Source organism: Paenibacillus sp. Paensp38 (assembly GCF_059491915.1).
Map to the genome: position 1 here is coordinate 5,673,374 of NZ_CP168516.1, position 25,440 is coordinate 5,698,813.

General features: G+C 47.6%; 21 protein-coding genes. 19 read left to right on the plus strand and 2 right to left on the minus strand.

Translation table 11 applies throughout. From position 1 onward, the window contains the following. The first annotated feature begins 37 nt into the window (after nt 1-37). From argB to ACEN8J_RS25190, 11 genes are all read left to right on the plus strand, one after another. Nucleotides 38-877, plus strand: coding sequence for an acetylglutamate kinase (gene argB, locus ACEN8J_RS25140; protein ID WP_449291740.1), 840 nt, complete (start codon nt 38-40; stop codon nt 875-877). A gap of 55 nt (nt 878-932) precedes the next feature. Beyond that, a complete protein-coding gene (gene argD / locus ACEN8J_RS25145; RefSeq protein ID WP_495594122.1) occupies nt 933-2,195 on the plus strand; it encodes an acetylornithine transaminase in 1,263 nt (420 codons plus the stop codon). Nucleotides 2,196-2,243: 48 nt separating this feature from the next. Then, on the plus strand, nt 2,244-3,200 hold the full coding sequence (gene argF, locus ACEN8J_RS25150; protein WP_495594123.1) for an ornithine carbamoyltransferase: 957 nt from the start codon (nt 2,244-2,246) through the stop codon (nt 3,198-3,200). A 63-nt stretch (nt 3,201-3,263) separates the two neighbouring features. Beyond that, nucleotides 3,264-4,499, plus strand: coding sequence for an argininosuccinate synthase (locus ACEN8J_RS25155; protein ID WP_069010680.1), 1,236 nt, complete (start codon nt 3,264-3,266; stop codon nt 4,497-4,499). An 86-nt stretch (nt 4,500-4,585) separates the two neighbouring features. After that, the gene (argH, locus tag ACEN8J_RS25160) at nt 4,586-5,998 is read left to right on the plus strand and encodes an argininosuccinate lyase (RefSeq protein ID WP_013312248.1); all 1,413 of its coding nucleotides are present in this window, start codon (nt 4,586-4,588) and stop codon (nt 5,996-5,998) included. Between the two features lie 447 nt (nt 5,999-6,445). Continuing rightward, nucleotides 6,446-6,697, plus strand: coding sequence for a hypothetical protein (locus tag ACEN8J_RS25165; RefSeq protein ID WP_495594124.1), 252 nt, complete (start codon nt 6,446-6,448; stop codon nt 6,695-6,697). Then, nucleotides 6,690-9,149 (plus strand): cyclic di-GMP-binding domain-containing protein, MshE-related, encoded by a 2,460-nt coding sequence (locus tag ACEN8J_RS25170; RefSeq protein WP_318627920.1) that lies wholly within the window; start codon nt 6,690-6,692, stop codon nt 9,147-9,149. The genes ACEN8J_RS25165 and ACEN8J_RS25170 overlap by 8 nt, the downstream gene beginning before the upstream one ends. 23 nt (nt 9,150-9,172) lie before the next feature. Then, nucleotides 9,173-10,180, plus strand: a complete 1,008-nt coding sequence (locus tag ACEN8J_RS25175; RefSeq protein ID WP_029514557.1) for a glycosyltransferase family 2 protein — start codon at nt 9,173-9,175, stop codon at nt 10,178-10,180. Beyond that, the gene (locus tag ACEN8J_RS25180; RefSeq protein WP_029514556.1) at nt 10,143-10,562 is read left to right on the plus strand and encodes a GtrA family protein; all 420 of its coding nucleotides are present in this window, start codon (nt 10,143-10,145) and stop codon (nt 10,560-10,562) included. Before ACEN8J_RS25175 ends, ACEN8J_RS25180 begins: the two co-directional genes overlap by 38 nt. Continuing rightward, entirely contained in the window at nt 10,559-12,160 is a 1,602-nt protein-coding gene (locus ACEN8J_RS25185; protein ID WP_069010683.1) for an ArnT family glycosyltransferase, read from the plus strand. Before ACEN8J_RS25180 ends, ACEN8J_RS25185 begins: the two co-directional genes overlap by 4 nt. A gap of 103 nt (nt 12,161-12,263) precedes the next feature. Next, nucleotides 12,264-13,898, plus strand: coding sequence for a glycosyltransferase family 39 protein (locus tag ACEN8J_RS25190; protein WP_069010684.1), 1,635 nt, complete (start codon nt 12,264-12,266; stop codon nt 13,896-13,898). A 78-nt stretch (nt 13,899-13,976) separates the two neighbouring features. On the opposite strand, the gene ACEN8J_RS25195 is transcribed toward ACEN8J_RS25190, so the two are convergent. Further along, on the minus strand, nt 13,977-14,765 hold the full coding sequence (locus ACEN8J_RS25195; protein WP_209947871.1) for an alpha/beta hydrolase: 789 nt from the start codon (nt 14,763-14,765) through the stop codon (nt 13,977-13,979). 265 nt (nt 14,766-15,030) lie between these two features. Between ACEN8J_RS25195 and ACEN8J_RS25200 the strand changes: the two genes are divergently transcribed. Then, entirely contained in the window at nt 15,031-16,182 is a 1,152-nt protein-coding gene (locus ACEN8J_RS25200; protein WP_069010686.1) for an S-layer homology domain-containing protein, read from the plus strand. A 71-nt stretch (nt 16,183-16,253) separates the two neighbouring features. Here the strand turns inward: ACEN8J_RS25200 and ACEN8J_RS25205 are convergent, their stop codons facing one another. Next, a complete protein-coding gene (locus ACEN8J_RS25205) occupies nt 16,254-17,672 on the minus strand; it encodes a VanW family protein (RefSeq protein ID WP_495594126.1) in 1,419 nt (472 codons plus the stop codon). Between the two features lie 224 nt (nt 17,673-17,896). Here ACEN8J_RS25205 and ftsE point away from each other — a divergent pair, with 224 nt between their 5' ends. The 7 genes from ftsE (at nt 17,897) to ACEN8J_RS25240 (ending at nt 25,404) form a co-directional block, all read left to right on the plus strand. After that, nucleotides 17,897-18,583, plus strand: a complete 687-nt coding sequence (gene ftsE, locus ACEN8J_RS25210; protein WP_023990620.1) for a cell division ATP-binding protein FtsE — start codon at nt 17,897-17,899, stop codon at nt 18,581-18,583. After that, nucleotides 18,573-19,490 (plus strand): permease-like cell division protein FtsX, encoded by a 918-nt coding sequence (gene ftsX / locus ACEN8J_RS25215; protein WP_013312238.1) that lies wholly within the window; start codon nt 18,573-18,575, stop codon nt 19,488-19,490. The genes ftsE and ftsX overlap by 11 nt, the downstream gene beginning before the upstream one ends. An 83-nt stretch (nt 19,491-19,573) precedes the next feature. Continuing rightward, entirely contained in the window at nt 19,574-20,857 is a 1,284-nt protein-coding gene (locus ACEN8J_RS25220; RefSeq protein ID WP_029514550.1) for a M23 family metallopeptidase, read from the plus strand. A 206-nt stretch (nt 20,858-21,063) separates the two neighbouring features. Next, on the plus strand, nt 21,064-22,530 hold the full coding sequence (locus tag ACEN8J_RS25225) for a S41 family peptidase (RefSeq protein WP_029514549.1): 1,467 nt from the start codon (nt 21,064-21,066) through the stop codon (nt 22,528-22,530). Nucleotides 22,531-22,695: 165 nt separating this feature from the next. Continuing rightward, nucleotides 22,696-24,012: a PDZ domain-containing protein gene (locus ACEN8J_RS25230; protein ID WP_069010688.1), complete on the plus strand. Its 1,317-nt coding sequence runs from the start codon at nt 22,696-22,698 to the stop codon at nt 24,010-24,012. 177 nt (nt 24,013-24,189) lie between these two features. Further along, the gene (locus tag ACEN8J_RS25235; RefSeq protein WP_029514547.1) at nt 24,190-24,747 is read left to right on the plus strand and encodes a class I SAM-dependent methyltransferase; all 558 of its coding nucleotides are present in this window, start codon (nt 24,190-24,192) and stop codon (nt 24,745-24,747) included. Between the two features lie 273 nt (nt 24,748-25,020). Beyond that, on the plus strand, nt 25,021-25,404 hold the full coding sequence (locus ACEN8J_RS25240) for a hypothetical protein (RefSeq protein WP_029514546.1): 384 nt from the start codon (nt 25,021-25,023) through the stop codon (nt 25,402-25,404). Nucleotides 25,405-25,440 lie beyond the last annotated feature (36 nt).

Consider the following 25,440-nt stretch of genomic DNA (forward strand, 5'->3'; position numbering starts at 1 on the left):
ATTGCACGGATATGCGGAGAAGAAAAGGAGAGATGATATGCAATCGGCAGTGGAACACGCGGATCAAGCGAATCATGCGGGAGTGGCACGTCGTAATTTTGTGATGAAATGCGGAGGAAGTACGCTGGCTGCGTTACCTGATTCCTTTTTTGAAGATTTGGCGCGTTTGCAGTCGGAAGGTCTTCAACCTGTCATTGTACATGGCGGTGGCCCTGCGATCTCCGACAACTTGGCGAAGCTGGGGATCGAAACAGAGTTCATTCATGGATTACGCAAAACGACCGAACCCGTGCTGGATGTCGTGGAGATGGTACTGGCGGGTAGCATTAACAAGCAGATTGTACGTAGAATAGGACTGCATGGGGGCCGAGCGTTGGGGTTGTCAGGTAGTGATGGTTATTTAATCGAAGCCAAGCCTGTGTCGAATGCTGCTGAGGTCGGTTGGGTCGGAGAGGTAACATCTGTTCAAGCCTCGATTATTACAGGTGTCCTGGATATGGACTATATGCCTGTTATTGCCCCCATCGGGATTGATCGATCTGGTCAGCGTTACAACATTAATGCGGATACAGCGGCGGGTGCGGTAGCCTCTCATCTGGGGGTCAGTCGGATGATCGTCGTTACAGATGTACCAGGCATATTGAAGAAGTATGGCGGAGAAAAGAAAGTGCTGGACTCTATCACCGTACAGGAAATTGAGGATATGATTAGCACAGGTGAAATATATGGGGGTATGATCCCGAAAGTGAGAGCGGCTATTGCCTGTATCCACGGCAAAGTGAAGGAAGTCGTCATTGTGAACGGTAGCGAACCGCAGGTACTAAGTCGTGTGCTAGGCGGAGAATCGGTTGGAACACGCATCGTGCGTATGCAGTAATTGTAATATATATAGCTCGACCTATATAACCAAACGATAAAGGAGCGTGAACATAATGAGTAAGGAACCGAATACGCTGGTGAGCGAGGAAATGCCAAGTACGGATGGAAGTGGAGTGCAAGCGGAAATGGAGCCGGCAAAAACGCAGACAAATAGCTCTCTTTTTCCAAACTACGCAAGATACCCGCTTACACTGGTGAAAGGGCAAGGAAGCTGGCTGTGGGACGATCAGGGCAAGCGTTATCTGGATTTCATGTCAGGCATCGCCGTTACTAATTTGGGCCATGCGCCTCAAGCAGTAGTTGAACGATTGAAAAAACAGATCGATGAATTGTGGCATGTATCCAATCTGTTTCATATACCGGGGCAGGAACGGGCAGCTGCCTTGCTGACAGCCCATAGCAGCGCAGATGCCGTGTTCTTCTGCAACAGCGGGGCCGAAGCGAACGAAGCTGCAATTAAGCTGGCACGTCGTTACCACCAGAAGGTAAAGCAGACCGGTCGCTACGAAATTATTACGTTCACGCAATCCTTTCACGGACGGACGCTGGCAACCTTGACCGCTACGGGTCAGGACAAAGTGAAAGAAGGCTTTTTACCGCTTCCCGCCGGATTCAAAAGCGTTCCGCTTCATGATCAGGCTGCGCTCGAAGCAGCCATCAATGAGAATACAGCGGCAATTATGCTGGAAATGGTGCAAGCCGAAGGCGGCATGTATCCGGTAGACCCTGCTTTCGTAGATGTGATCACAAAGCTATGCCGCGAGCATGGTTTGCTGCTGATCATTGACGAAGTGCAAACAGGTATGGGACGGACGGGCAAGCTGTTTTCCTTTGAGCATTATGGTATAGAGCCGGATATCTTTACATTGGCGAAAGGACTGGGCAGTGGGTTCTCTGTGGGTGCGATGCTAGGCAAAGGATATTTGCGTGAAGCGTTCACAGCGGGCAGTCATGGTTCTACCTTTGGAGGTACGCCACTTGCTATGGCAGCGGTTCAAGCTACTATTGAAACGATTATTGATGACAAGCTGCCAGAACGTGCAGCAGAGATGGGAGATTACCTCTTCCATAGCCTGCAAAAGCAGCTTGGAGATAGTCCTTTTGTAAAGGATATCCGTGGAAAAGGTTTGATGGTCGGCATTGAGTGTGCAGAGCCGGTAGCGGAGCTTGTTTTGGCAGGACAGAAGAAGGGCATTCTGTTCATTACAGCAGGACCGAATGTGATTCGCCTGTTGCCTAACTTGTATGTAACGAAAAACGAAATAGATCAGGCTGTAACATGGATTGCTGAATTGATTCGGGAGCATGTGGCTTAGTGTAAAGATCAAATCATCCCAGACTAGAGTGTAAAAGGAGACGATAGCATGAGCCAGGGCGGCGCACTGCAGCAGATGAATTTGAAAGGACGGGACTTCCTGGAGCTGGACGATTACTCGCCAGAGGAAATCCAGTATTTAATTGATCTCGCTGTTGAAATTAAGCGTAAGCATAAAAACGGGGAAACCTATCAGCCGCTAAAAGGGAAAACGCTCGGACTGATTTTCGAGAAATCCTCTACCCGCACACGGGTATCTTTCGAAGTCGGTATGTATCAATTGGGTGGGCATGCCCTTTTCCTCAGCAAAAATGACATTCAACTGGGACGCGGCGAACCGATTAGCGACATGGCCCAAGTCATGTCACGTTATCTGGATGGCATTATGATTCGTACCTTTGGACACGATAATGTGGTAGAGTTGGCACGTTATGCGTCCATTCCTGTGATCAATGGATTGAGTGATTTGGCGCATCCGTGCCAAGTGCTAGCAGATTATCAAACCTTGTATGAGCAAAAGGGTGAGCTAAAAGGGCTCAAATTGGCTTACATCGGAGACGGTAACAATATGGCTCATTCTCTCTTGATTGGGGGGGCGAAGCTTGGAGTGCATGTGTCGATTGCAAGTCCAGCTGGATACGAGCCTGACCCGAGTGTGGTCGCAGCTTCCCGTGAAATTGCCAAACAGACAGGTAGTGAGATCGTTATAACCCAAAGTCCGCAGGAAGCAGTACAAGATGCGGATGCGATCTACACAGATGTGTGGGCGAGCATGGGGTTTGAGGAAGAGCAGAAGGAGCGGGAGCTTGCTTTTGCCGACTTTCAGGTGAATGAAGAGCTGGTCAAGCTGGCAAAGCCGGATTATTTATTCCTGCATTGTCTCCCTGCGCATCGTGGGGAAGAAGTGAGCTCAGGCGTAATCGATGGTCCGAATTCGGTCATCTTTGATGAAGCAGAAAATCGTCTGCATGCGCAAAAAGCGCTGTTAGTTGCTTTAATGGCATAAAATTGATAGGTATTGATAGGTAAAGAAGATAAAGGCTAGAAGCATTCGGGGAGGACTTTAACAATGGCAAAAGAAAAAATCGTACTCGCATATTCCGGCGGTCTGGATACGTCGGTTATTCTGAAATGGCTCAAAGAAACTTATGATGCTGAAATCATCGCTTTCACCGCAGATATTGGTCAAAAAGAAGAACTGGACGGTTTGGAGGAAAAAGCACTCGCTACAGGGGCTTCCAAAGTGTACATTGATGATCTGCGTGATGAATTCGCCAAGGATTTTATCTATCCGATGTTTCAGGCGGGTGCCTTATATGAAGGGCAATATTTGCTCGGAACGAGTATTGCACGTCCATTGATCGCTAAGCGGATGGTCGATATTGCGATTGCCGAGGGAGCAACAGCCATTGCTCACGGGGCAACAGGCAAAGGTAACGATCAGGTACGCTTCGAGCTGAACGCGGCGGCGTTGACGCCGGATATCAAGGTGATTGCACCTTGGCGGCTGGAAGAGTTCCGCAATCAGTTCCCGGGCCGTGCAGAAATGATTGCCTATGCGGAAAAACACGACATTCCGGTAACTGCTTCTGCAGCCAAGCCATACTCCATGGACCGTAATCTGCTGCATATCAGCTATGAAAGCGGCGTGCTGGAGGACCCTTGGTTTGATCCAAGTGCTCCTGAAAATAAAGAAATGTTCTTGCTCAGTAACGCGCCTGAGGACGCTCCTGATGAAGCAGAATATTTGGAGTTGGAATTTGAAGCAGGTAACTGCATCGCTTTGAACGGAGAACAGCTTAGTCCATTGCAAGTGATGGAAAAACTGAATGAGCTCGGCGGCAAGCATGGTATCGGACGCGTGGATATGGTGGAAAACCGTTTTGTTGGTATGAAAAGTCGGGGAGTCTATGAGACGCCGGGCGGTACGATCCTGTTCACAGCTCACCGCAAAATGGAATCCATCACGATGGATCGCGAGGTTATGAATCTGCGTGATAGTCTGATTACCCGTTATGCTACCTTGGTTTACAACGGTTTTTGGTTCGCACCGGAACGTGTCGCTTTGCAGGCTCTGGTTCATGAGAGTCAGAAAAATGTTAGTGGTACCGTGCGCGTGAAGCTGTACAAAGGCAACATTATCGGCGCAGGCGTTAAAAGTCCGGTTAGCTTGTACAATCCGGACATTGCGACCATGGAAGCCGATCCGACACAAGCCTACGATCAAGGCGATGCAACAGGCTTTATCCGCTTGAATGCTCTGCGTTTGAAGGTTAACGCGGGTGTAACACAAAATCATAAATAATGATGTAACCTAAAAAATGTACGGGATGCGGGCCGTTCTTGTCCAAACGACGAGGGCGGCTTGTATTGCAGAGAGGGGATCATACAATGAGTAAGCTATGGGGCGGACGGTTTACGAAGCAAACGAACAAGCTGGTAGAGGAATATACGGCTTCTATCGGGTTTGATCAGGCGTTGGCGGAAGAAGATATCCAAGGCAGTTTGGCTCATGTGGCCATGCTAGGAAAATGTGGAATTATTCCGCAGGAGGATGCAGACACGATCAAGGAAGGACTGCACACCGTTCTGGAGCGTATCCGCCGTGGGGAAATTGAATTTTCCGTTTCGGATGAGGATATTCACATGAATATCGAAAAAAATCTAATCGAGGCTATTGGTCCAGTGGGGGGTAAACTACACACTGGGCGTAGCCGTAACGATCAGGTAGCAACGGATATGCACTTGTATTTGCGTGGACGTGTGGTATCGCTGGTGGGTATGCTGCATGATGTACAAGCTGCATTAATCGGCCAAGCAAAGGATAATCTGGACACGATTGTACCTGGATACACACACTTGCAGCGTGCGCAGCCTATTTTATTTGCACATCATCTGCTGGCGTATGTGTCTATGCTGGAGCGTGATATTGACCGACTCAAAGACAGCTACAAGCGGATTAACGTGTTGCCGCTTGGCGCGGGTGCTTTGGCCGGGACCACTTTTCCGATCGACCGTCATTTTGTAGCCGAGCAACTGGGATTTGATGGCGTATATGAAAATAGCCTCGATGCCGTCAGCGATCGGGATTTTATCGTAGAGTTCCTGGCTGGCGCCTCGCTGATTATGACGCATTTGTCTCGTCTGAGCGAAGAATTGGTGCTATGGAGCAGCACGGAGTTTGGTTTTGTCGAGCTGGATGATGCTTTTTGTACAGGCAGCAGCATTATGCCGCAGAAGAAAAATCCGGACGTACCGGAGTTGGTACGTGGTAAAACCGGACGTGTCTATGGAAACCTCGTGGGCTTGTTGACTGTATTGAAATCCTTGCCGCTGGCATACAACAAGGACATGCAGGAAGACAAGGAAGGGATGTTCGATACCGTTGCCACGCTGGAAGGAGCCTTGCAACTGTTCGCACCGATGATCGCCACGATGAAGGTGAACAAGGATCGCATGCGTCAAGCGGTCAACCAGGACTTCTCCAATGCAACGGATATTGCGGACTTCTTGGTCGGCAAAGGGCTTCCGTTCCGTCAGGCGCATGAGGTCATTGGCAAAACCGTACTGTATTGCATCCAGCATGGAAAATATTTGCTTGATCTGACACTGGACGAATTTCAGCAGTTTTCGGATTTGTTTGATGAGCGTATCTATGAGGTACTTCAACCGGAAGCGGTAGTGAATGCACGGAATGTATATGGTGGAACCGCTACCGGTCAGGTACAGGCAGCCATTGGGCGCAGTGAACAGCTCCTGGCGAATACATCAACATGGTTTGAAGGGCACAAGCCGAAAAATTAATCAGTAAAGAAAGATATTATTCTCTTGCACAGTAGCGGTATACTGTGTAAAATCAAATTTTAAGGAATTAGCAATCAAAGATTCTAAGGCACCGTTCGCGGTGTCTTTTGTGCTTTTTGGGGCATTAATTAATAGTTCCAAATACCTATTACTACACTAGTGTGAAAGTTTCTAGAATTTACATTTTTGTATACTACGTCTACGGTGATTATGGTAGAATAGCACTAAGTTTTTCATTGAATTACCAATTCAATAGGACAAGAACTATATTCAATAAATAAATGTCAAGTTACTAGGGGCTCTTTTGGTCAAGTGAATTTCATAAATGTGTAAATGAAGGGCTTGAATGAGAATAGAGGTATGTCCTGGTTTTGGGAGAACGGCATGTATATGCTTTAAAGTAGTGACGTAGCAATAGGCAGAGTCGGGATGATTCAGGGAGGTATTATGAGAACTAAAAGGACGGCGCGTCAGTTAAAGAGCGCTTGGATCGGTTATCGCGCTTCTGAAGCCGATCAACTGATATCTTCATTGCATGAGGAACGGATACAAGCGGAGGAGTTACTGCGCGAGGAGCGGGAACTTTTTCGCGCGGCGCTGGAACGGAAAAAGCAGCGGGATGCGGAGTTAAAGCAGCTGCTTGCAGATGCGCTTGCGGAAGAGCGGCGCTGGATTGAAAGGGCGGGAATTCATGGGTGACAAGCTTAGGTGGCAGGTTGGAGGAGTTTCAATTCGCCAAACCAAGAGAAGAATAAAAGAAGAGCGTCAGCGAATCGAACAACTGCAACAACAGCTAGAGGCTCAGCGGTCAGAGCAGGCTCCGGTGCTGTACAAGCTTGATTTTCATATCGAAGAGTTGGAACGGCGACTTCAGGATACAGAACTTCGTATCCAGGCTATACGGAACGCCAATGATACAGCAGCAGCTGTGGAACAATTGCTGGATGAAGGGATACAGGATGGACAGGCGCAGGAGGCTCAAGTCCAATATGCATCTGGGCAGGAACAGACAGCAGCAGGAGCTGCTATGGTCACTGCTTCCAGTATCCCTGGTACGGAAGGCGAAGAGGCCGCAACAGGAACGCGGAGCGGCCGAAACGGCAAGGCCCGTCTGGGGGATCAACTGGTGGAGAACGGGATGATCACCCGCGATCAGCTGACAGATGCCATCCGCAACCAGAAGCGCTACGGTGGTAGGCTGGGCGATATTCTTGTAGAAATGGGCTTCATTACAGCCGAGCAGCTACAGGAACAGGTTGGCGGCGACGAGTCCAAGGAGCGCCTAGGCGATATGCTGGTTCGTTCCGGTTATATATTGCCGGAACAACTGGAACGCGCACTGGAGTTCCAGGCGAAGAGCGGCGGGCTGCTGGGCGACATCTTGCTGTCATTGCAAATGCTGGAACCTGCGGATTTGTACCGCGCGATTGCTACACAGAACCGGATCGGGCGTATTGGTGAGGAACTCGCGCTGGATGCGGCGTACAAACTACCCGAGCAAGTGGCAATGGCTTATGGCGTGGTCGTTATCCATCAATATATGAACCGATATATTGTGGCGGTCAGCGATCCGCTGCCAGAAGAGCGACGCTTGAAGCTGGAGGAAATTCTGGGTATGCCGGTAGAGCAGGTGCTTGCTACGAAGGAAGAGATGGAGCAGCTCTGGGGTAAAATCTACGGTGAAGAAATGATGCAGGAGAGCACGACCGGGCTGTTGGAAAAAGAACCGCACAATTCGGCGCGGACGACTTTTACAAAGGGACAACTTTGGGTGTTCGCAGCCATGGGTATGATTACACTGCTCGGTCTCTTCTGGAACAGTTGGAAAACGGTGTTGATCATCAATATGATGATTCAGCTGTTTTATTTTGCGATGACGCTATTTAAATTTGGCATTATTTATCTTGGTTCCCGGCGTGGGGCGCAGCTTCGTTTTACGAAGGAAGAGGTTGACGCCATGGATGAAAAGAAACTGCCGATCTATACCATTCTTGTACCTATGTATAAGGAAGCGGGCGTGCTTCCGATGTTGTTGCGAAATTTGGAGCAGCTGGATTATCCCAAGTCCAAGCTGGACGTGCGGCTGCTGATTGAAGAGGATGACATTGAGACGATCGAGCTACTTCGGGAAATGAAGCTGCCGGCCTATTACACGACACTGGTCGTTCCAGACGGTTTGCCGAAAACCAAGCCGAAGGCATGTAATTATGGACTTATTCGGGCACGTGGCGAGTTTGTCGTGATTTACGATGCTGAGGATCGTCCCGACGCTGATCAGCTTAAAAAGGTCATTGCAGCGTTCGATTCACTCCCTGAGCATTATGCGTGTATTCAGGCGAAGCTCAACTATTTTAATAGTACACAAAATTTGCTGACCCGCTGGTTCACTCAAGAATACAGTATGTGGTTCGAGCTACTGCTGCCGGGTATTATGCAGTTAGATACCCCAATTCCTTTAGGTGGCACATCCAATCATTTTCGGGTATCTGTATTGAAAGATATTAATGCGTGGGACCCCTATAATGTAACCGAGGATGCCGATCTGGGCATACGTCTGTATAAAGGCGGCTACAAAACTGCTATTGTCGATTCCCGCACATGGGAGGAAGCTAACAGCCGTGTGGGCAACTGGATTCGTCAGCGGTCACGCTGGATCAAGGGGTATATGCAGACGTGGCTGGTTCATATGCGCAATCCGGTGAAGCTGGTGCGCGAAGTGGGCTGGAAAGGTTTTTTCGGCTTTCAGGTGATGATTTTGGCAACTCCAATGTTGCCGTTGCTGAATCCGATTTTTTGGGGCTTGCTTATTTTATGGTTTGGCTGGGAATTGTCCTTTATTCCCAAGCTGTTCCCGGGATATGTGTATTACCTGGCCAGCGCGGAATTTTATATCGGTAACTTTCTGTTCGTATTCAGTAACGTGGCCGGAATGTATTGGGTCATCGGGGAACTGGAAGAGCGCGGTGAACGAACATTTTCATACGCGATGGTCAAATATGGGCTACTCTCGCCGTTATATTGGGTACTAATGAGTATAGCTGCGGTGAAAGCAGCTTGGCAGCTCATTACCAAGCCGTTCTATTGGGAAAAGACGACACATGGTCTGACCGATATGCACGACTTGGATGATACCCCGGCACAGTCCTCCTGAATATGAAGAAAGAAGGAGCAAGAATGGAGACAAAAACACCTTTTTTATCCGTCGTCATTCCCATGTACAATGAAAGCTCGCATCTTGAGCGTTCGCTTAAGGTGATTGATGGGGTACTGTCTGTTGTCACCTCACGCTATGAACTCATCATTGTAGATGATGGTTCCAAGGACGATACGTGGCTTAAATTGTCTGAATTATCCCATCGAATGCCCTCTTTGCTCGCGCTCCGGTTGAGTCGGAACTTCGGTAAGGAACTGGCGTTGTGCGCAGGTCTGGAAAATGCCTCTGGCGATGCAATCATTGTCATGGACGGTGATTTGCAGCACCCTCCTGAGATGATTGGAGAAATGGTGCGTTTATGGCAAAATGAAGGTTATGATTTGGTCGAATGTGTGAAAGAATTCCGGGGAGAAGAGTCGGTGGGCAAAAAGCTTGGAGCTTCTTTGTTCTACGCGACCTTGAACCGCTTGACGGGCTTTAATCTCAAGGATGCCTCCGATTATAAGCTACTGGATCGACGAGTGGTGGATGCCTGGATGGCGATGCCAGAGCGGATGCCGTTTTTTCGCGGAATGACGGCCTGGCTCGGTTTCCGTAAAACCCAGATTTCTTTCCGAGTGGCTCCACGCGAAGAGGGTCCAAGCCGCTGGAGTCCGTTAGGGCTGACTCGACTGGCAGCAGAAGCGATCGTTTCGTTTTCGACAGTACCATTGCGGGTTGTAAGTCTAATGGGCCTCATTTTTATGCTGATTTCAGTCGTATTGGGGATTCAGACCTTAATGCGTAAATTAATGGGTGACGCTGTGACCGGTTTTACCACTGTCATTTTGCTGCTCTTGATTATCGGCAGTGTACTCATGCTGTCGATCGGAGTAGTAGGAGAATATATTGCCGCCATATATCACGAAGTCAAAGCTAGACCTCGCTATCTGATAGCAGATAAACGGGCGAATGCTGACCGATTGTGGGTGGACAGGGAGTTTAATCAACATGATCAGACGTTCATATCTAAAGTATCCAATCATTAAATACGGTATTGTAGGACTGCTGGGTACAGGTATCCATGTTGGTGTACTTGTGCTGCTGGTGGAGCTGTTTACGGTACCTGCAGTAATGGCTACTACAATAGGATTCGTGGTTACGCTGCTCGTTTCCTATGTGCTGAACCGAAACTGGACGTTCGAGCCTACCGGTGAGGGAAGCCGCACCCAGTTTCTTAAATATTTATTGGTCTGTACCTGTGGCTTACTCTTAAATGCCGCCCTGATGTACGTGACCATTCACTGGATCGGTTGGTCGTATCTGATCGGTGAAGTACTAACTACCATCATCGTGCCTGTTCATAATTATTTCTGGAACCGCTACTGGATCTTCTCCGTTCCGCAACAGCGTCAGAAAGAGGTTTCATGATTTTAAGAAAACACGGAAAATTGCTGTCATTGTTTGCTTTTATTGCTGCTCTTGAACTGGCGGTGGGTGTGTATTTTGCATGGCATCTTGGCTATATGCATACCGATGCGCTCAGTCGAGTGGCTAATGCATTTTATGTGCTATACAGTCGTGATCCACACTTGGGTGCTATCGGGTTTGTATGGAATCCGCTGCCCAGTTTGATGGAACTGATCGTGCTGTTGTTTTATCCTTTATTTCCAGTACTCGCTTCCCACGGGCTGGCGGCAGTGATTGTGAGCAGCCTGTTTGCAGGGGCGAGCGCGGCATTATTGTATGCGACGGGCAAACAGTTGGGGCTTCACGGTGCAACCAGCTTGCTGATTGCGCTATTATTTTCACTGAATCCATTTATGTTTCTGTTTGGCTTCAACGGCTTAAGTGACTCGCCATATATCTTTTTCATCCTGTTGACAGTGAGTCGATTTTGTATGTGGTTGAAGGATCGCAAGGCGGCGAATTTGATCGTATCCGGTTTTGCACTTGCACTCGCTTTTTGGGTGCGCTATGAAGCGGTTCCGCTTGGCGTTGCGATGGCTTTGGGTGTATTGCTGACGATCTTTTTTCTGCATCGGTGGCGTACAAACAGAGAGAGCGTTAGAACGCAATTGTCTTTAAAAGAGCGCCTGTACAAGGTAGAAGCGACATGGCTTCTATTGTTGCTGCCGCTTGTCTTTTCCGGTTTGCTGTGGCTCTTTTTTAACTGGATTATCATGGGCGACCCGCTTTACTTTTTACGCTCGCAATATTCCAATTCCACACAATCAGCGGCTTTGTTAGAGGATCAGCGCTTTGTAGAAATGTTTGCTCACCCTGTGCTGATGCTAAAGTTTGTCGGGCAACGAACCTTATGGTATGCGGCTCCGTTAATTTCCATTTTGCTTATACGCCTATTGGACAAACGTCTGTGGAGTTGGAGCACGCTTACGCTATTAGCAATCTTTTTATCGGTACCCGGGCTTCAGCTTTTACTGATGTTTAAGCATTCTTCGTTTGGCTGGTTCCGATATTTTATGTATGTATTCCCGATTACGGTTGCTTGGCTGCCGTATGAGCTTAGTCTGTTGAAGGGGAAAATGCGGGGGATCGGAATCTCACTGGTAACGGCAGGGATGTTGGTAACAGCAGGCTTGTTATCCTACGCACTGACGAACCCCGCGATTGCAGCAGATGAACACAGCTATTTGACGCATAGTGGTAATGAAAGCTACGAACGTCAAATTATTGAGCGGAAAATAGCGCCGTGGCTGGATGAGTATTATGGTTCATCTCTTATTTTGACAGATTCTTATGCCGCCTATCCGATCATTTTGAGCAGCAAAATTCCGAAGAAGTTTATGATTACGAGTGATTATGATTTTGGGGAATCTTTAATAGATCTGCCTGCTTCCAAGGTGGATTATGTCTTGGTCACGCGCTTGGTGGATGGGGTACCGCTGGATCAGGTAAACCGGAGCTATCCTGATTTATTCGAAAAGGGAGCGCCGTGGGCCTCGTTGGTACATGACTTTGACGGGCAGTGGCGACTGTACAAAATAGAGCATGAAGAATCGAAATAATTATTATATTTTAGTGCATCGTAGCGGAGGGAAGAATACAGCTGTAGGGTGTGAGTGGGCTACAGCTGTATCACCGCAAGAAGTTTGAGGGGGAACGAGAGGAATGTCCTTTCGCAAATGGTCTGCAAGCAGATGGATGGCTATAGGTCTGTTTGTATTTATACTTGCATTGGAACTTTCTGCGGGCATCTATTTCAGCTATGTTCTGGGATATATGCACACAGACGCGCTCAGTCGCGTAGCTAACGCATTTTACGTGCTGTACAGCCGCGACCCGCATCTGGGCGCCATCGGATTTATCTGGAATCCACTACCCAGTCTTCTGGAAATGGTGATTCTACTGCTGTATCCAATCTTTCCGGCATTAGCCACCTATGGATTGGCTGCTATTATTTTGAGTGCTACCTTTTCTGCTTTGACCGCTATGTTGCTATATCGGGCGGGTGTCAGAACAGGGCTTAGCTCTAGTATGAGCTTGCTGCTGGCTTTGTTGTATGCACTGAATCCGTTTATTTTACTGTTTGGTGCCAATGGGCTGAGTGATTCGCTATACATATATTTCATTATGATGACGGTGATTGAGTTTGCATTGTGGCTCAAGGATCGCATGACGGCAAGTCTGATTGTTTCTGGATTAGCGCTTGCCATGGCGTTCTGGACTCGTTATGAAGCGGTTCCTCTGGGCGTGGCAATGGCAGGTGGCGTGGTCTTGGCGGTTTTGTTTCTCCATCGAAACATGGGCAGACGCGAGCTGGCCTTGCGAGAAAAACTGCACAAGGTCGAGGCAACGTGGTTACTGCTTCTGCTCCCCGTGGTCTTTTCCGGGCTGTTATGGATTTTCTTTAACTATCTCATTATGGGGAATGCTTTTTACTTCCTGAATTCGGAGTATTCGAACACGGCCCAATCGGCAGAGCTGCTGAATGATGATAAGTTTGTAGAGATTTTCTCCAATCCGCTGGTAGCCTTGAAATTTATTGCTTCCAAAACACTTTGGTATTCGGTACCGTTGTTGGCTATTCTGTTCATTCGTCTGTTGAGTGGACGCTTGTTCCGATGGGGAACCCTGATTATTTTGCTGCTGTTCCTATCAGTGCCGGGATTGCAGTTTTTACTTATGATGAAGCAATCTTCGTATGGATGGTTTCGTTATTTTATGTATGTATTCCCAATTACCATAGCCTGGTTGCCTTATGAGTTGAGCCAGCTTCAGGGACGATGGCGGAGGGCAGCCTTTGGCCTGGTATCCGTCAGTCTGCTGCTTACCGCTGGATTACTTTCCTATGCGTTGACTCGCCCGGATATTGCACCGGATGAGAACAGCTTTCTCACACGGACAGGTAATGTGAACTATGTGAGACAGGAGTCAGATCGTAGGATTGCCGTTTGGTTGGATGAGCATCTGCCGAAGTCTACCATTATGACCGATTCGGCTTCAGCCTACACCATGATTGTTTACAGCCAACATCCTAAACGCTTCCTGATCACCAGCGATTATTCGTTCAATAAGGCATTAAGTTATCCGCAGGATCACCATGTGGATTATATCCTTGTACCTAAGATCATGTCAGGCATGCCACTGAGTAAGATCAATATGGTATATCCGAACTTATATGAACATGGTGCCCCATGGGTTCAGCTTGAACGTGAGTTTAATGGCGAGTGGCGCCTGTATAAAGTACTGCCTAAGTCACTAACTAAAGAATCTCCATCAACGGAGACCACAACAAATCCCTAATGTGCATATAATAAATCCCCGAGCCTATCCCTTCGCCATGGTGCGATGAGAGAAGCTACGGGGATTTTTTTAACCTGTTTAGTGCTCTTTGAGCGGTAGCCATGCCAGAACATCCTGAATTTTCGCGTCCCAGTATCCCCATTCATGCGCTCCAGGACCTTCTTCGTAGGTCAGCGGAACCCCGACGGTACTACATGTTTCACGAAAAGTCTGATTCCCCTTATATAAGAAATCCTCCGTACCGCAGCATTGGTAGAGTCGGGGGAGTGAGGTCCCCAAGGCAGCATGACGTTGTAGCAACTCTAGCAAGTCGTGATCTGTTCCGCGTATTTCATCTGGCCCAAAAATGTTAAGCCATTCCGCTGGACTCATCGCATTTTGCATAGGATCGGTGCGTGATGCGTGTAAATCCATGACTCCCGAAAGACTGGCAGCGGCTGCAAACCGCTCTGGATGCTGGAGTGCCAGTTTGAAAGCACCATATCCACCCATAGAAAGTCCGGCTACAAAATTATCCTCACGCTTGTCGGATAGAGGAAAGAATGAACGTGCCAAAGCCGGCAATTCTTCACTGATAAAGCTCCAATAAGCCGCTCCTTGCTCCATATTCGTATAGAAACTCCGATGTACTTGGGGCATAACGACAGCCAGGCCCAATGAGGCCACATAGCGTTCAATGGAGGTTCGACGCAACCAGGTTGAATCATCGTCCGATAGGCCATGCAGCAAATACAGCGTCGGATGTGGCCCGGTTCCTTGCTTGCCCTCTAGTCCAATTTGTGAACGGGTTGCCTGAGGAAGAATAACATTCATGGATGTGCTCAGACCAAGAACTTCCGAATAAAACTGACATTGAATAAGAGCCATAAGAAGACCTCTTTTCCTAGGGGTTTGTGACCTCATTGCGGTGTTCAGCATATGACTGAGTATTCATTCAGTATACCTTAGCCTGTCTAAATATACATATCCAAGTGAGCGACTAGGTATTAAGTCCCGTTTCTTATTTATCCTACATTAGGAGGGGGTATGGTTATATGGGACGATTTTTTTAATTTGGGGGTTATTTGGGTTTGATTTCTGGTAAAGTGTTTAAAAAAGAATGATGAATCCAATCAGAGGAGGAATTTATAGCATGGGAAAAAAGTTAAGAAATACAGTTACAGGTGTATTGAGTACAGGTCTTATTCTTAGCGCATTCAGCGCAGCGGCAGCTGCTCCTCAAACTACAAATGGACATTGGGCAGGAGATCAGGTGCAACGCTGGTCAGCCACAGGACAATTGGACGGCGCGGTAAAACCGGATGCGGCAATCACACGTGCAGAATTTATTGTTCTTCTGAACCGCAGCTTGGGTACGTTCACGCAGGATACTCCAGCTGTGACAGACGTAACGTATGCGGACAGTGTAAAAGTAAACGGTAATGGAGGCAGAACGTTCACAGATGTACCAGCTTCTCACTGGGCATACAACGAGCTGACAAGTGCCGTGAATGCAGGTTACATAAGCGGCTATGCAGGTAACAAGCTCAAACCAAATGGTAAGGTAACACGTCAAGAGGCTGCGGCTATCGTAGGCAAAGCTATTGGACTCACTGCGGGTAACGCAGCAGATGTTACTAAATTTATTGACTCCGACAAAATTGGATCTTGGGCAAAGAAAAGTGTAGCGGCAGCTGCGGAGCAAAAAATCATCAACGGTTATCCGGATGGTAAATTTCAGCCACTGAAGTCGCTGACTCGTGCAGAGGCAATTGCTATTCTGGACGCTGCTTCCGGCTACAACCTGAGCCCTGTTGATAATCTGACGACGACTCCTGGTGGAACGGTAACGGATTCCACATACAGCAACGTGACAGATTCCACTTATGGTAACACGTCGACTACTTCTGGCAGCGAAACAGAAGATAGCAGCACAAATACCAGCACAGATAGCACGACTACGAACAACTCTACAACAATAGATACCAACACAGATGCAGACACAACTACGGATACGACTACAGATAGCACTACAGACACAGTTGCAACTACGGGAGTACTGAAAGTCAACGATGTGTATGACGGAGAAAGTACAATTACGGGGACAGCTAAAGCAGGTTCCACAGTAACCGCCTATTCCAACGAACTGCCTATCGGTAGTGCAGTAGCCAAAGATGATGGCACATTTAGTATCAGTGTGCTTACTCAAAAAGCAACGGTTAGACTGGTAATCAAAGCTAAAGATGCAGACGGTAACGAAAGTGAGCCTGTAGAAATTTCTGTTTTGGGTAAACGCAGCGAGTAATTTATAGCTAAAATCCCCCTTTCATTCTGTCTGGAACAAGTCCAGCCGACAATGGAAGGGGGATTTTTCGTTTATTCGCTTATACCATCCTCGACAATAGACTTCTCGGGTTCACGTGTTTGTGGCTCAGACGATGTGCCACCGCCATAACTAGCTATAATGCGTTGCTGCGCTCGATACGTATCGCGGCTGATTCGGGTGCGATCTACGGCTTTTCCGTCTACCTTTTTTACCCGAAATGTTTCTACCACATACCCTTCTTTGCCCTGCCGAAGTACTTGATAGAAGCCAGGGGAAAGTGAGTCATTACGCAGCCTCTTCTCCGGTATGGGAAGTACGCGAACCGTATGGGATTCCAGTTCATACGAAACATTGGACGGAAATGTACCAAAAAATTTAACAATAAGTGTTCGGTTTTGGACAGCCGCACGAAGTAACAAATGCTTGCCTGTATTGTTTTTAAAACGGAAATTAATGGACCCCGTAGCGAAAGTCGCATCCTGACCTTTGGGCAGATAGCTGACCGGCAAGGAATGGTTGCGGCGCTCAACAATGTCCAAACCGACTCGCAGCGCTGCATTATACACCGTGCTGGATACCTGACAAATCCCCCCGCCTATACCGGACTCCAACTGACCGTTCACGATCACTGGAGCTTCACGAAAGCCATGAGTGCGCTCAGCCTTGGCAATCAATTGGCCATAGTCAAAAATGTCACCCGGCTTGAGAATTAAACCATCAACGGTGCTTGCCGCTGAGTTAACGTTGTACACGCGTCCTTCCGAGCTGCTGCCCAGACTGGTGGAGAACTGGACAATTTTGCGCTCAATCCCTTCGTTACGTAGACTGTCCACCGAAATTTTCGGTTCCAGCTGACGGAAAGGTAATTCCACTCGTACGGGCTCTTCCGAAGCGGTAAAATCCTTGGGCAGCGCCTTATCTAGTGCGGCGTCCAATCTGGGCCAATCTAGGCGTCGGGCAGAGCGCCCCGGAATATAACGAACCTGATCATTCCCGTCAATCTGTCGCACAGCATTGATAGGCATGCCATATCGTTGCTCCTCCCAATCGGCTCCGAATTGGGCCCTTAATATCTCCTCCTGTCGGAAAGATGTGATAGACCATTCCTTCTCAAAGCTAAAACGTGTCTGCACACGAGTCCATAGATGCTCCGAGCTGAGTGCCGTCACGGCATTCCGAAATGCCTCCGCTTTATAATGAATTCCTGCTTCTCCGAGTGTAATTTTTATATCCTGTGCACTGCTGTCACTGTCCGTCAGAAGTAGTGGACGTTGCTTCAATGCATCCAATTTTTTATCCACCAGCCGAAGAGCGGCTGTGTGATCCATGCTTCCTACGTTAATTCCTCCGACCCTCACTCCCTCCGGCAGTGTTTGTCTGTCGGCGTACAGATGAAGTCCCCCCCACAACAGGGCCAGCGCCATAAACCCAGACCATATCCAAATAACAGATAAATGAATTTTTTTCATAATGCAGATGTCTCCTGTCTGATAAGCTTGATAGCGTGCTCGTGTGCCATAATATTCATATATATGTGCCAAAAGCAGAAAACTTTCGGTACTATTTAGGTAACAAATTTGTTACAATGATAAACGGTATGATGAAATAGAGAAGTTTTTAAAGGAAATGCATGGAATATGTCGAATGGATATTAGGTTATGCGTAATATGATTAAGCAGCGGGAAGTGATCGAGTGATTGAAATGCAGGATGTGTGGAAGACCTATACTAACGGAACCCACGCACTTCAAGGAGTATCGGTTAGAATTGACCGTAATGAATTTGTATACGTAGTCGGCCCGTCTGGAGCGGGGAAATCGACTTTTATGAAGCTTATTTATAGAGAAGAAGTACCTACCAAGGGGCAAATTTCAGTCAATGGTTTTAATATCGGGAAGCTCAAGCAGCGTAAAATTCCCTACGTTCGTCGTAACATCGGAGTCATTTTTCAGGATTTCCGGCTTTTGCCGCGTTTGACGGCTTATGAGAATGTGGCTTTTGCTATGGAAGTTATTGAAGCTCCCAAGAAGCTGATTCGCAAACGGGTACCCGAAGTGCTTGAACTGGTTGGCTTGAAAACAAAAATGAATCGTGAGCCTGCCCAGCTTTCCGGTGGGGAGCAACAGCGTGTAGCGATTGCACGGGCCATCGTAAACAATCCTTCCGTGATCATTGCCGATGAACCTACGGGAAATCTGGACCCGGAAACATCGTGGGAGATCATGCAGTTGCTGGACGAAATTAATTTTCGAGGCACGACCATTGTGATGGCGACCCACAATAAGGACATCGTGAACTCTATGCGTAAACGCGTGATTGCCATTGAAAATGGCAACATCGTAAGGGATCAGGTAAGAGGGGAGTACGGATATGACTTTTAACACCTTCTTACGTCATGTGCGGGAAGGTTTCAAAAACATATTCCGCAATGGCTGGATGTCCGTGGCATCCGTCACCTCGATTATTGTGTCACTGCTCATATTGGGCGTATTTATCATGCTGGTGCTCAACGTCAATTCCCTGGCTGATCAGGCAGATAGTCAGGTGGAGGTTAACGTATTTCTGGAGCTGAATGTAGAGCAAAACATGCGTGAAACACTGCAAAAGGAAATCGCGGCGATGCCAGAAATCAGCAAAACGACCTTTGTGACTAAAGCTCAGGGTTTGGAAGAGCTGCGCAAAGATTTGGGTGACAGCGGCAAGGAGCTGCTGGAGGGTTTTGACAAGGACAGCAATCCACTGCCGGACAAAATTGTGGTAGAGGTTATTGAACCAACAACGGTTCCATTTGTGGCCGAAAAGATTGAGAAGCTGAATACGTTGCATCCAGAGAAACCGATTTTAAAGGTTCGTTATGGAAAAGGCACCGTAGAGACGCTCTTTACGATTACGAAGCTCATTCGTAATGTAGGCTTTATATTCGTCGCTGGACTGGCGATCATGTCCATGTTCCTCATCTCGAATACGATTCGCGTGACCATATTGGCACGACGAAGAGAGATTGGCATTATGAAGCTGGTCGGTGCGACCAACTTTTTTATACGCTGGCCGTTTTTTATTGAAGGAGCGCTTATCGGTCTCATTGGTTCCTTGATTACCGTAGGTATTTTATTTACTGGCTATCAGCGTTTGCTGACCGCCGTTCAGGGCGATATAGCTCTGAATATGTTGAAGCTTATGCCACTTGAAGGCATTTGGATTCAGTTGAGTGCATTGCTGATTATTTTGGGGATGCTGGTCGGAATTGTTGGCAGTACCCTGTCCATGCGCAAGTTCTTAAAAGTATAAGAAGCGCTGGATGGACGTCGTGGTCGATTTAATAGAACGGGGAAGCCCGGTGTTATTTTGCGATAAAGGATGGGGAGTGCAAGTTGAAAAAAACAGGATCTGTGTTGGCCGCTACCTTGGTAGCCGCATTGCTAATCCAGCCTTCTGACGGATATGCCAAAAGCATGAGTGAGATCAATTCGCAGCTGAACAAATTGGAAAAGCAGGCCCAATCTGCCAAGCAACAACAGGAAAAGGCTGCTCAAGATAAACAGTATGCCCAACATTACAAAAATAAAACCGTGCAAAACCTAAAAATTGTGCTTGCTCAGATTAACAGTGTCAGTGATCAGCTGACTCGTGTTGCGGTTCAGATTGATCAAACGGAAGATAATCTGCGTGCGACTAAAAAAGATTTAGCTGAGGCCATTGATCGTATCCAGTCACGGGAAAAAATGCTGGAAACTCGTGTGCGTTTGATGTATACGGATGGAACCGTCTCATATATGGACGTGCTGATGTCTTCGTCCAGTTTTAGTGACTTTCTTAGCCGGGTAGATTCCCTGAAAACGATCGTGGAGCAGGATCAAATCCTGTTGGACGAGCATAAAAAGGACAAGGCTCTGGTCGTAAGTAAGAAGAAGCAGCTGGATACGGAATATAAAAATGCCAAGAAGCTGTATGCGCTCAAGCAGGGCGCCAAAGCAGAACTGAATTCGAAGGAGAAAGAGAAGCAAAGACTGATTTCCAATTATGATCATGATATTGCGGAGTCAGATGAAATCAGCGAAGAGCAAAATGACATGCTGGTAGCCCTCGCGAACAAACGTGTGGGTCTGGTGCAGGAGAAGAACAAGCTCAGAGCGGAGCAGGCTGCCAAAGCAGCACGCGCCAGAGCGGCTGCACGTGCGGCTGAAGCCAAACGATATGCATCTTCTTCCTCAGGCGCTGCCTCGAATTCCAGCCATGCGGCAGCCAGTACGTATACGGGTGGATCAGGTACGTTGGCTTTACCTGTATCTCATTACAGACTCTCATCTACTTTTGGCATGCGGGTACATCCGATTACTGGTAAGCTTAAAGGCCACACAGGTATTGATATGGCGGCTCCGCAGGGAACTGATATTCATGCAGCTGAAGACGGTGTTGTCATTGTTGCCGAGTGGTGGAGTGGTTATGGAAACACAGTTGTAATTGACCATGGAGACGGACTATGGACCCTATACGGACACATTCGCAATGGCGGTACGGTGGTTCATACGGGGCAGACTGTGAAACGTGGTCAAAAAATTGCAGAAGTTGGTTCGACGGGCAATTCCACGGGACCTCACTGTCATTTTGAGGTGCGCGAAAATAACAAACCTGTAAATCCGATGAACTATTTATAGTAAATAAGGTAAGCCCTATTTATAGCCATTACGGTTGTAGATAGGGCTTTGCTGTAATGGTTAATATCCGATGAAGAACATGTGCATTGAGACACGGAGTAGGATACAATTAACATATTCCGTACAAGCTAGACGTATACTTCGTGGATGGATATGCGTTGTAAGGCAATAGGATACAAGATAACGAGAAGGCGGTGGACGATTAGATGTTGAAAAAAAGTACAGCGATACTCTTGATGGTGATCGGGCTGCTTGGCGGCAGTCTGCTCACTTTTGCCTATACTGGAACGACTACAGTAGGGAACAGCGCTCTGGGCGAAGGACTGCTGGCGAGTGTGACAGGTAGCAGTTCTACCTCCAGAAGTGATATCCGCAAAATCGAGACGGCGATGGACCTGATTCAGGGACAATATTATCAGGATGTGGATCGTACCAAGCTGGTGGATGGCGCCATCAATGGTATGATGGAGTCGCTCGGCGACCCGTATTCCTCTTATATGGGTAAAGAAACTGCACAACAGTTCGAGCAATCTATAGAAGGCTCTTTTACCGGGATCGGAGCTGAAGTAGCGGCTGAAAACGGAAAAGTAGTTGTAGTCACGCCAATTAAAGGCTCGCCGGCTGAAAAGGCAGGGCTACGCTCTAAGGATATTATTTTGTCTGTTAATGGTGAAACACTGGACGGATTGGATCTGAACAAGGCCGTTTCCAAAATCCGTGGACCTAAAGGCAGTCAGGCGAAAGTCAAAATTCAGCGCAGTGGCTCTCCTGATCCGCTCGAATACACGATTACCCGTGACAATATTGATATGGAAACTGTAACAGCTCATATGGAAAGCGACGGTGTAGGCGTCATCACGATCACCCAGTTCTCCTTGAATACAGCAGAACGATTCAAGGAAGAGTTGGCGAAGCTCGAGAAGCAAGGGCTAAAAGGGCTCGTCATTGACGTGCGTAATAACCCGGGCGGCGTGCTTTCCGTTGTCATTGAGATTGCGCAGCAATTTGTACCTTCCGGCAAAACGATTGTACAAGTGGAAGACAAGAATCAGAAGCGTGAAGAAGAGAAATCCAAAGGTTCACGTAAAAATTACCCTGTGACTTTGCTAATGAATAAAGGTAGCGCAAGTGCGTCCGAAATTCTGGCAGGTGCTCTCCAGCAATCAGCAGGTGCTGTGTTGATCGGGGAAAACTCCTTTGGTAAAGGTACTGTACAAACCAGCTATGACAAGCAAATGGGTGACGGTAGCCTGCTCAAAATCACGATTGCCAAATGGTTAACGCCAAATGGAACGTGGATTCATAAAAAAGGGATTAAGCCGAACATCGCGGTGGAACAGCCTGAATACTTCACAGCAGCACCGCTGAACAAGGAAAAGTCCTTGAAATACAATATGAATAGCAGTGATGTGAAAAATGCACAAATCATTCTGCAAGGTTTGGGTTACAAACCAGGTCGCGAGGATGGCTATTTTGACAAAGTAACTGAAAGCTCTGTTATTGCTTTTCAAAAACAAGCGAAGCTGACGGCTAGTGGCATCATTGATGCGAAGACAGCAGCAGCGATGGAAGCCAAGCTGATTGAGAAAATTCGTGATCCGAAAAATGATAATCAACTCAAGCAGGGGATTGAAGAGATTCGGAAGGAAATGAAGACAAGCGTAGCGAAATAATAGTGAGGCTACAACAAGGGGGCTGGAAACAGCCTCCTTTTATATTGGGATTTATTTGCAGTCTGTCGGTTTGTCTTCCCTACGTTGGCAATTTCATATAGAATAAATGGATATGAAGTGTACGTGATCCGCTATACAGCGGGCCAGGGGCATAAGGGAGTGTGAATGGACTTGGAATGGGCATTACAATGGGGATGGAGCGTCTTGAATGCTTGCTTATACCTGCTTATGCAGCCGTTTTATTATATCTCAATACTCATTGTCGCACTTGGTTATCGTCGGCAAATGCTGCTGGAGCGCAAGCTATTTCATACTAAAATGCATAGCTGGGCCTCAGAGACCTGGCGTGTCGTATGGAGTGGTTTGCTTGCTGGAATGGCGCTATCCGCTCTGGGAATGTTCGTCAGCGTGCATCTGAACCCGGCTTCCATCGTGTGCCTGTGGGTAGCAACATTACTGCTCATGCTGGTACGCGTCCGTTACCTGTGTCTCGCTTATTCGGTAGGTCTGCTAGGTGTGGTTCAATTTTTCCTAAATGTGGCCAGTGGCTGGCAACCTGTGGGAGCGCTCGGAACTTCAGTAACGGCTATCCGCGGATTGGATATTCCAGCACTGTTGGTGTTGGTCGCCGTGCTGCATGTGGCTGAGGCGCTGTTGGTTCGCTGGCAAGGGGGGAAAGCTGCCACTCCACTGTTTGTCGAGGGCAAACGGGGGAGATTGGTTGGCGGCTATCGGATGGAAGATCTCTGGCCCATTCCGTTGTTATTGCTGGTACCCACTCAGGGAGGATTCATGCTTCCCTGGACACCGTTGTTCGGCGGCGATGCCGGAACCGGGTATATGCTGGCAGCCTTACCAGTCCTGATGGGCTTCAGCAGCGTGACGCTAGGCCAGCTACCACGACAGAAGGCGGTACTCACTTCGAACCGCTTGCTTCTGTACAGTGTGGCTTTACTTCTGCTGAGCTTGCTGGCTGCATGGTGGAGTCCGCTGATATTGTTAGCAGCGTTATTCTCTTTTCTGGCTCATGAGGCACTGATCTGGTATGGTAATATGGAGGAAAGTCGTCTTAGCCCGATGTTTGTCCATCCGGAGCAAGGGATGCGTGTGCTCGCTGTGCTGCCAGACAGTCCGGCGACAGCCATGGGCATACTGCCGGGCGAGGCCATTTACCGCGTGAATGGAGTTATTGTGAATACCCGTGCCGAGTTACACCAGGCCTTGCGGATCAATTCTGCCTTTTGCAAGCTGGAAGTACGCAATCTGCAAGGCGAGAGCAAGTTTGTGCAGCGAGGCATGTACGATGGCGATCATCACCAGCTAGGGGTCGTGCTTGCACCGGATGCAGACGCGAGCTGGGCCGTATCCCTACAGCCGGCCTCCATCTATCGGATTGTTGCCATGCATATAGGCGCACGGCGACGTAAAGCTGGACAGGCATCGCAGGCAGAGGGTACACAGTTGGATACCATGAACAAATAGATGTTACAATAAGAGGGTAGTCATTATTTGATTAGAGTCGAATAAGGCTACGCTCTTTTTATATGCCGACAGTAGCCTGCTTGAAATCAATATTCTGATCGGTATACAATGAATATGTAATAAGAAGCGTCGATGAACCGAATGTCTATCATGTGTGTCAAGCAGGGAGAGGAAAAGATGAACGCGATTCACTTTATTCGAGAGTACATCAGGCATCCACGCAGCGTAGGCGCTGTTATACCCAGCTCAAGACAGTTGGCCAAACAAATTGCCACACCGATTTACTTTGACAAAGCATCGTGCATTATTGAATATGGTGCAGGGACCGGTGTGTTTACGCAAGAGCTGATTTTGAACAAGCGTCCAGAAACGCTACTTTTAGTGATTGAAGCTAATGAATCGTTTTACAAAACGCTACAAAGCAAGTACGGACACTTGGAGAAGGTACACATCATTCATGGATCGGCTGAGCATGTGGCGCAGTATATACGACAGTATGAGGTTCCAAAAGTGGATTATGTCGTATCAGGGCTCCCTTTCACCAGCCTGCCAGGCGCGTTATCTAGCCTTATTTTGGGACAAACGGCTGAGGTTTTGGGCCAGGAAGGCAAATTTATTACGTTCCAGTACAGCAAGGTCAAACACAATTTTTTCCGCACCTTTTTTGCTGACATTCAGATTAAAAAGGTAAACTGCAATGTCCCGCCCGCTTATGTGTTCACGTGCAGCCTGTAACCTTGCAGCTATGTAGAAGATTAGAATAAATACGAATGCGATTATACGGATGATTATGAGAAGACTTGGTCAGCGTCATTAAGATACTGAAACGGTCTTTTTTTGTTGTCCACTTTCATAGATATATAAGAAGGGGATATGTTAAAAAGCAAAATTCATTTAAGGAATCATATTTTAAAATGGGGCTTAACCTATATATTACATAAGATGGAACCCACTAGATTTTTGTAAGATTCATGATAAATCTGAACTTTTGTTAAAGGAGATTTATATATGGTAAAACCACTGATATTCATGCGTTGGTGTGAGTACTATAAGTTAAGTGATCGTGAGACGGACTTTGTATCTTTTTTTATGATGAATTTCTCGGCTGCCCGTTCAGGCAATCAACCGAAGCTTAGGGAGCAGTTTGTTGAAATTCAGAAAAAAACCTTTCCTGAGTACCCGTTTGATATTACCCCGGAAGAACTGGATTACTCCAAATTCGAAGGTTTGATGAAGCAGGTGTTGAAAATTCATTTTGACACGGCCGAGCTACTATACTCCTTTTACCTCCAAAAGCTGTGCGCACCTTTGGCAGAATACATTTTATCCACTGGAGAATCAGAGCCTGCGCGCATCTATTATAAGCTTATTCAAAAGGATAAAGTACGGTAGGAAAGACGAGTGTGGATAAGCAAGAGCTATTGGGAT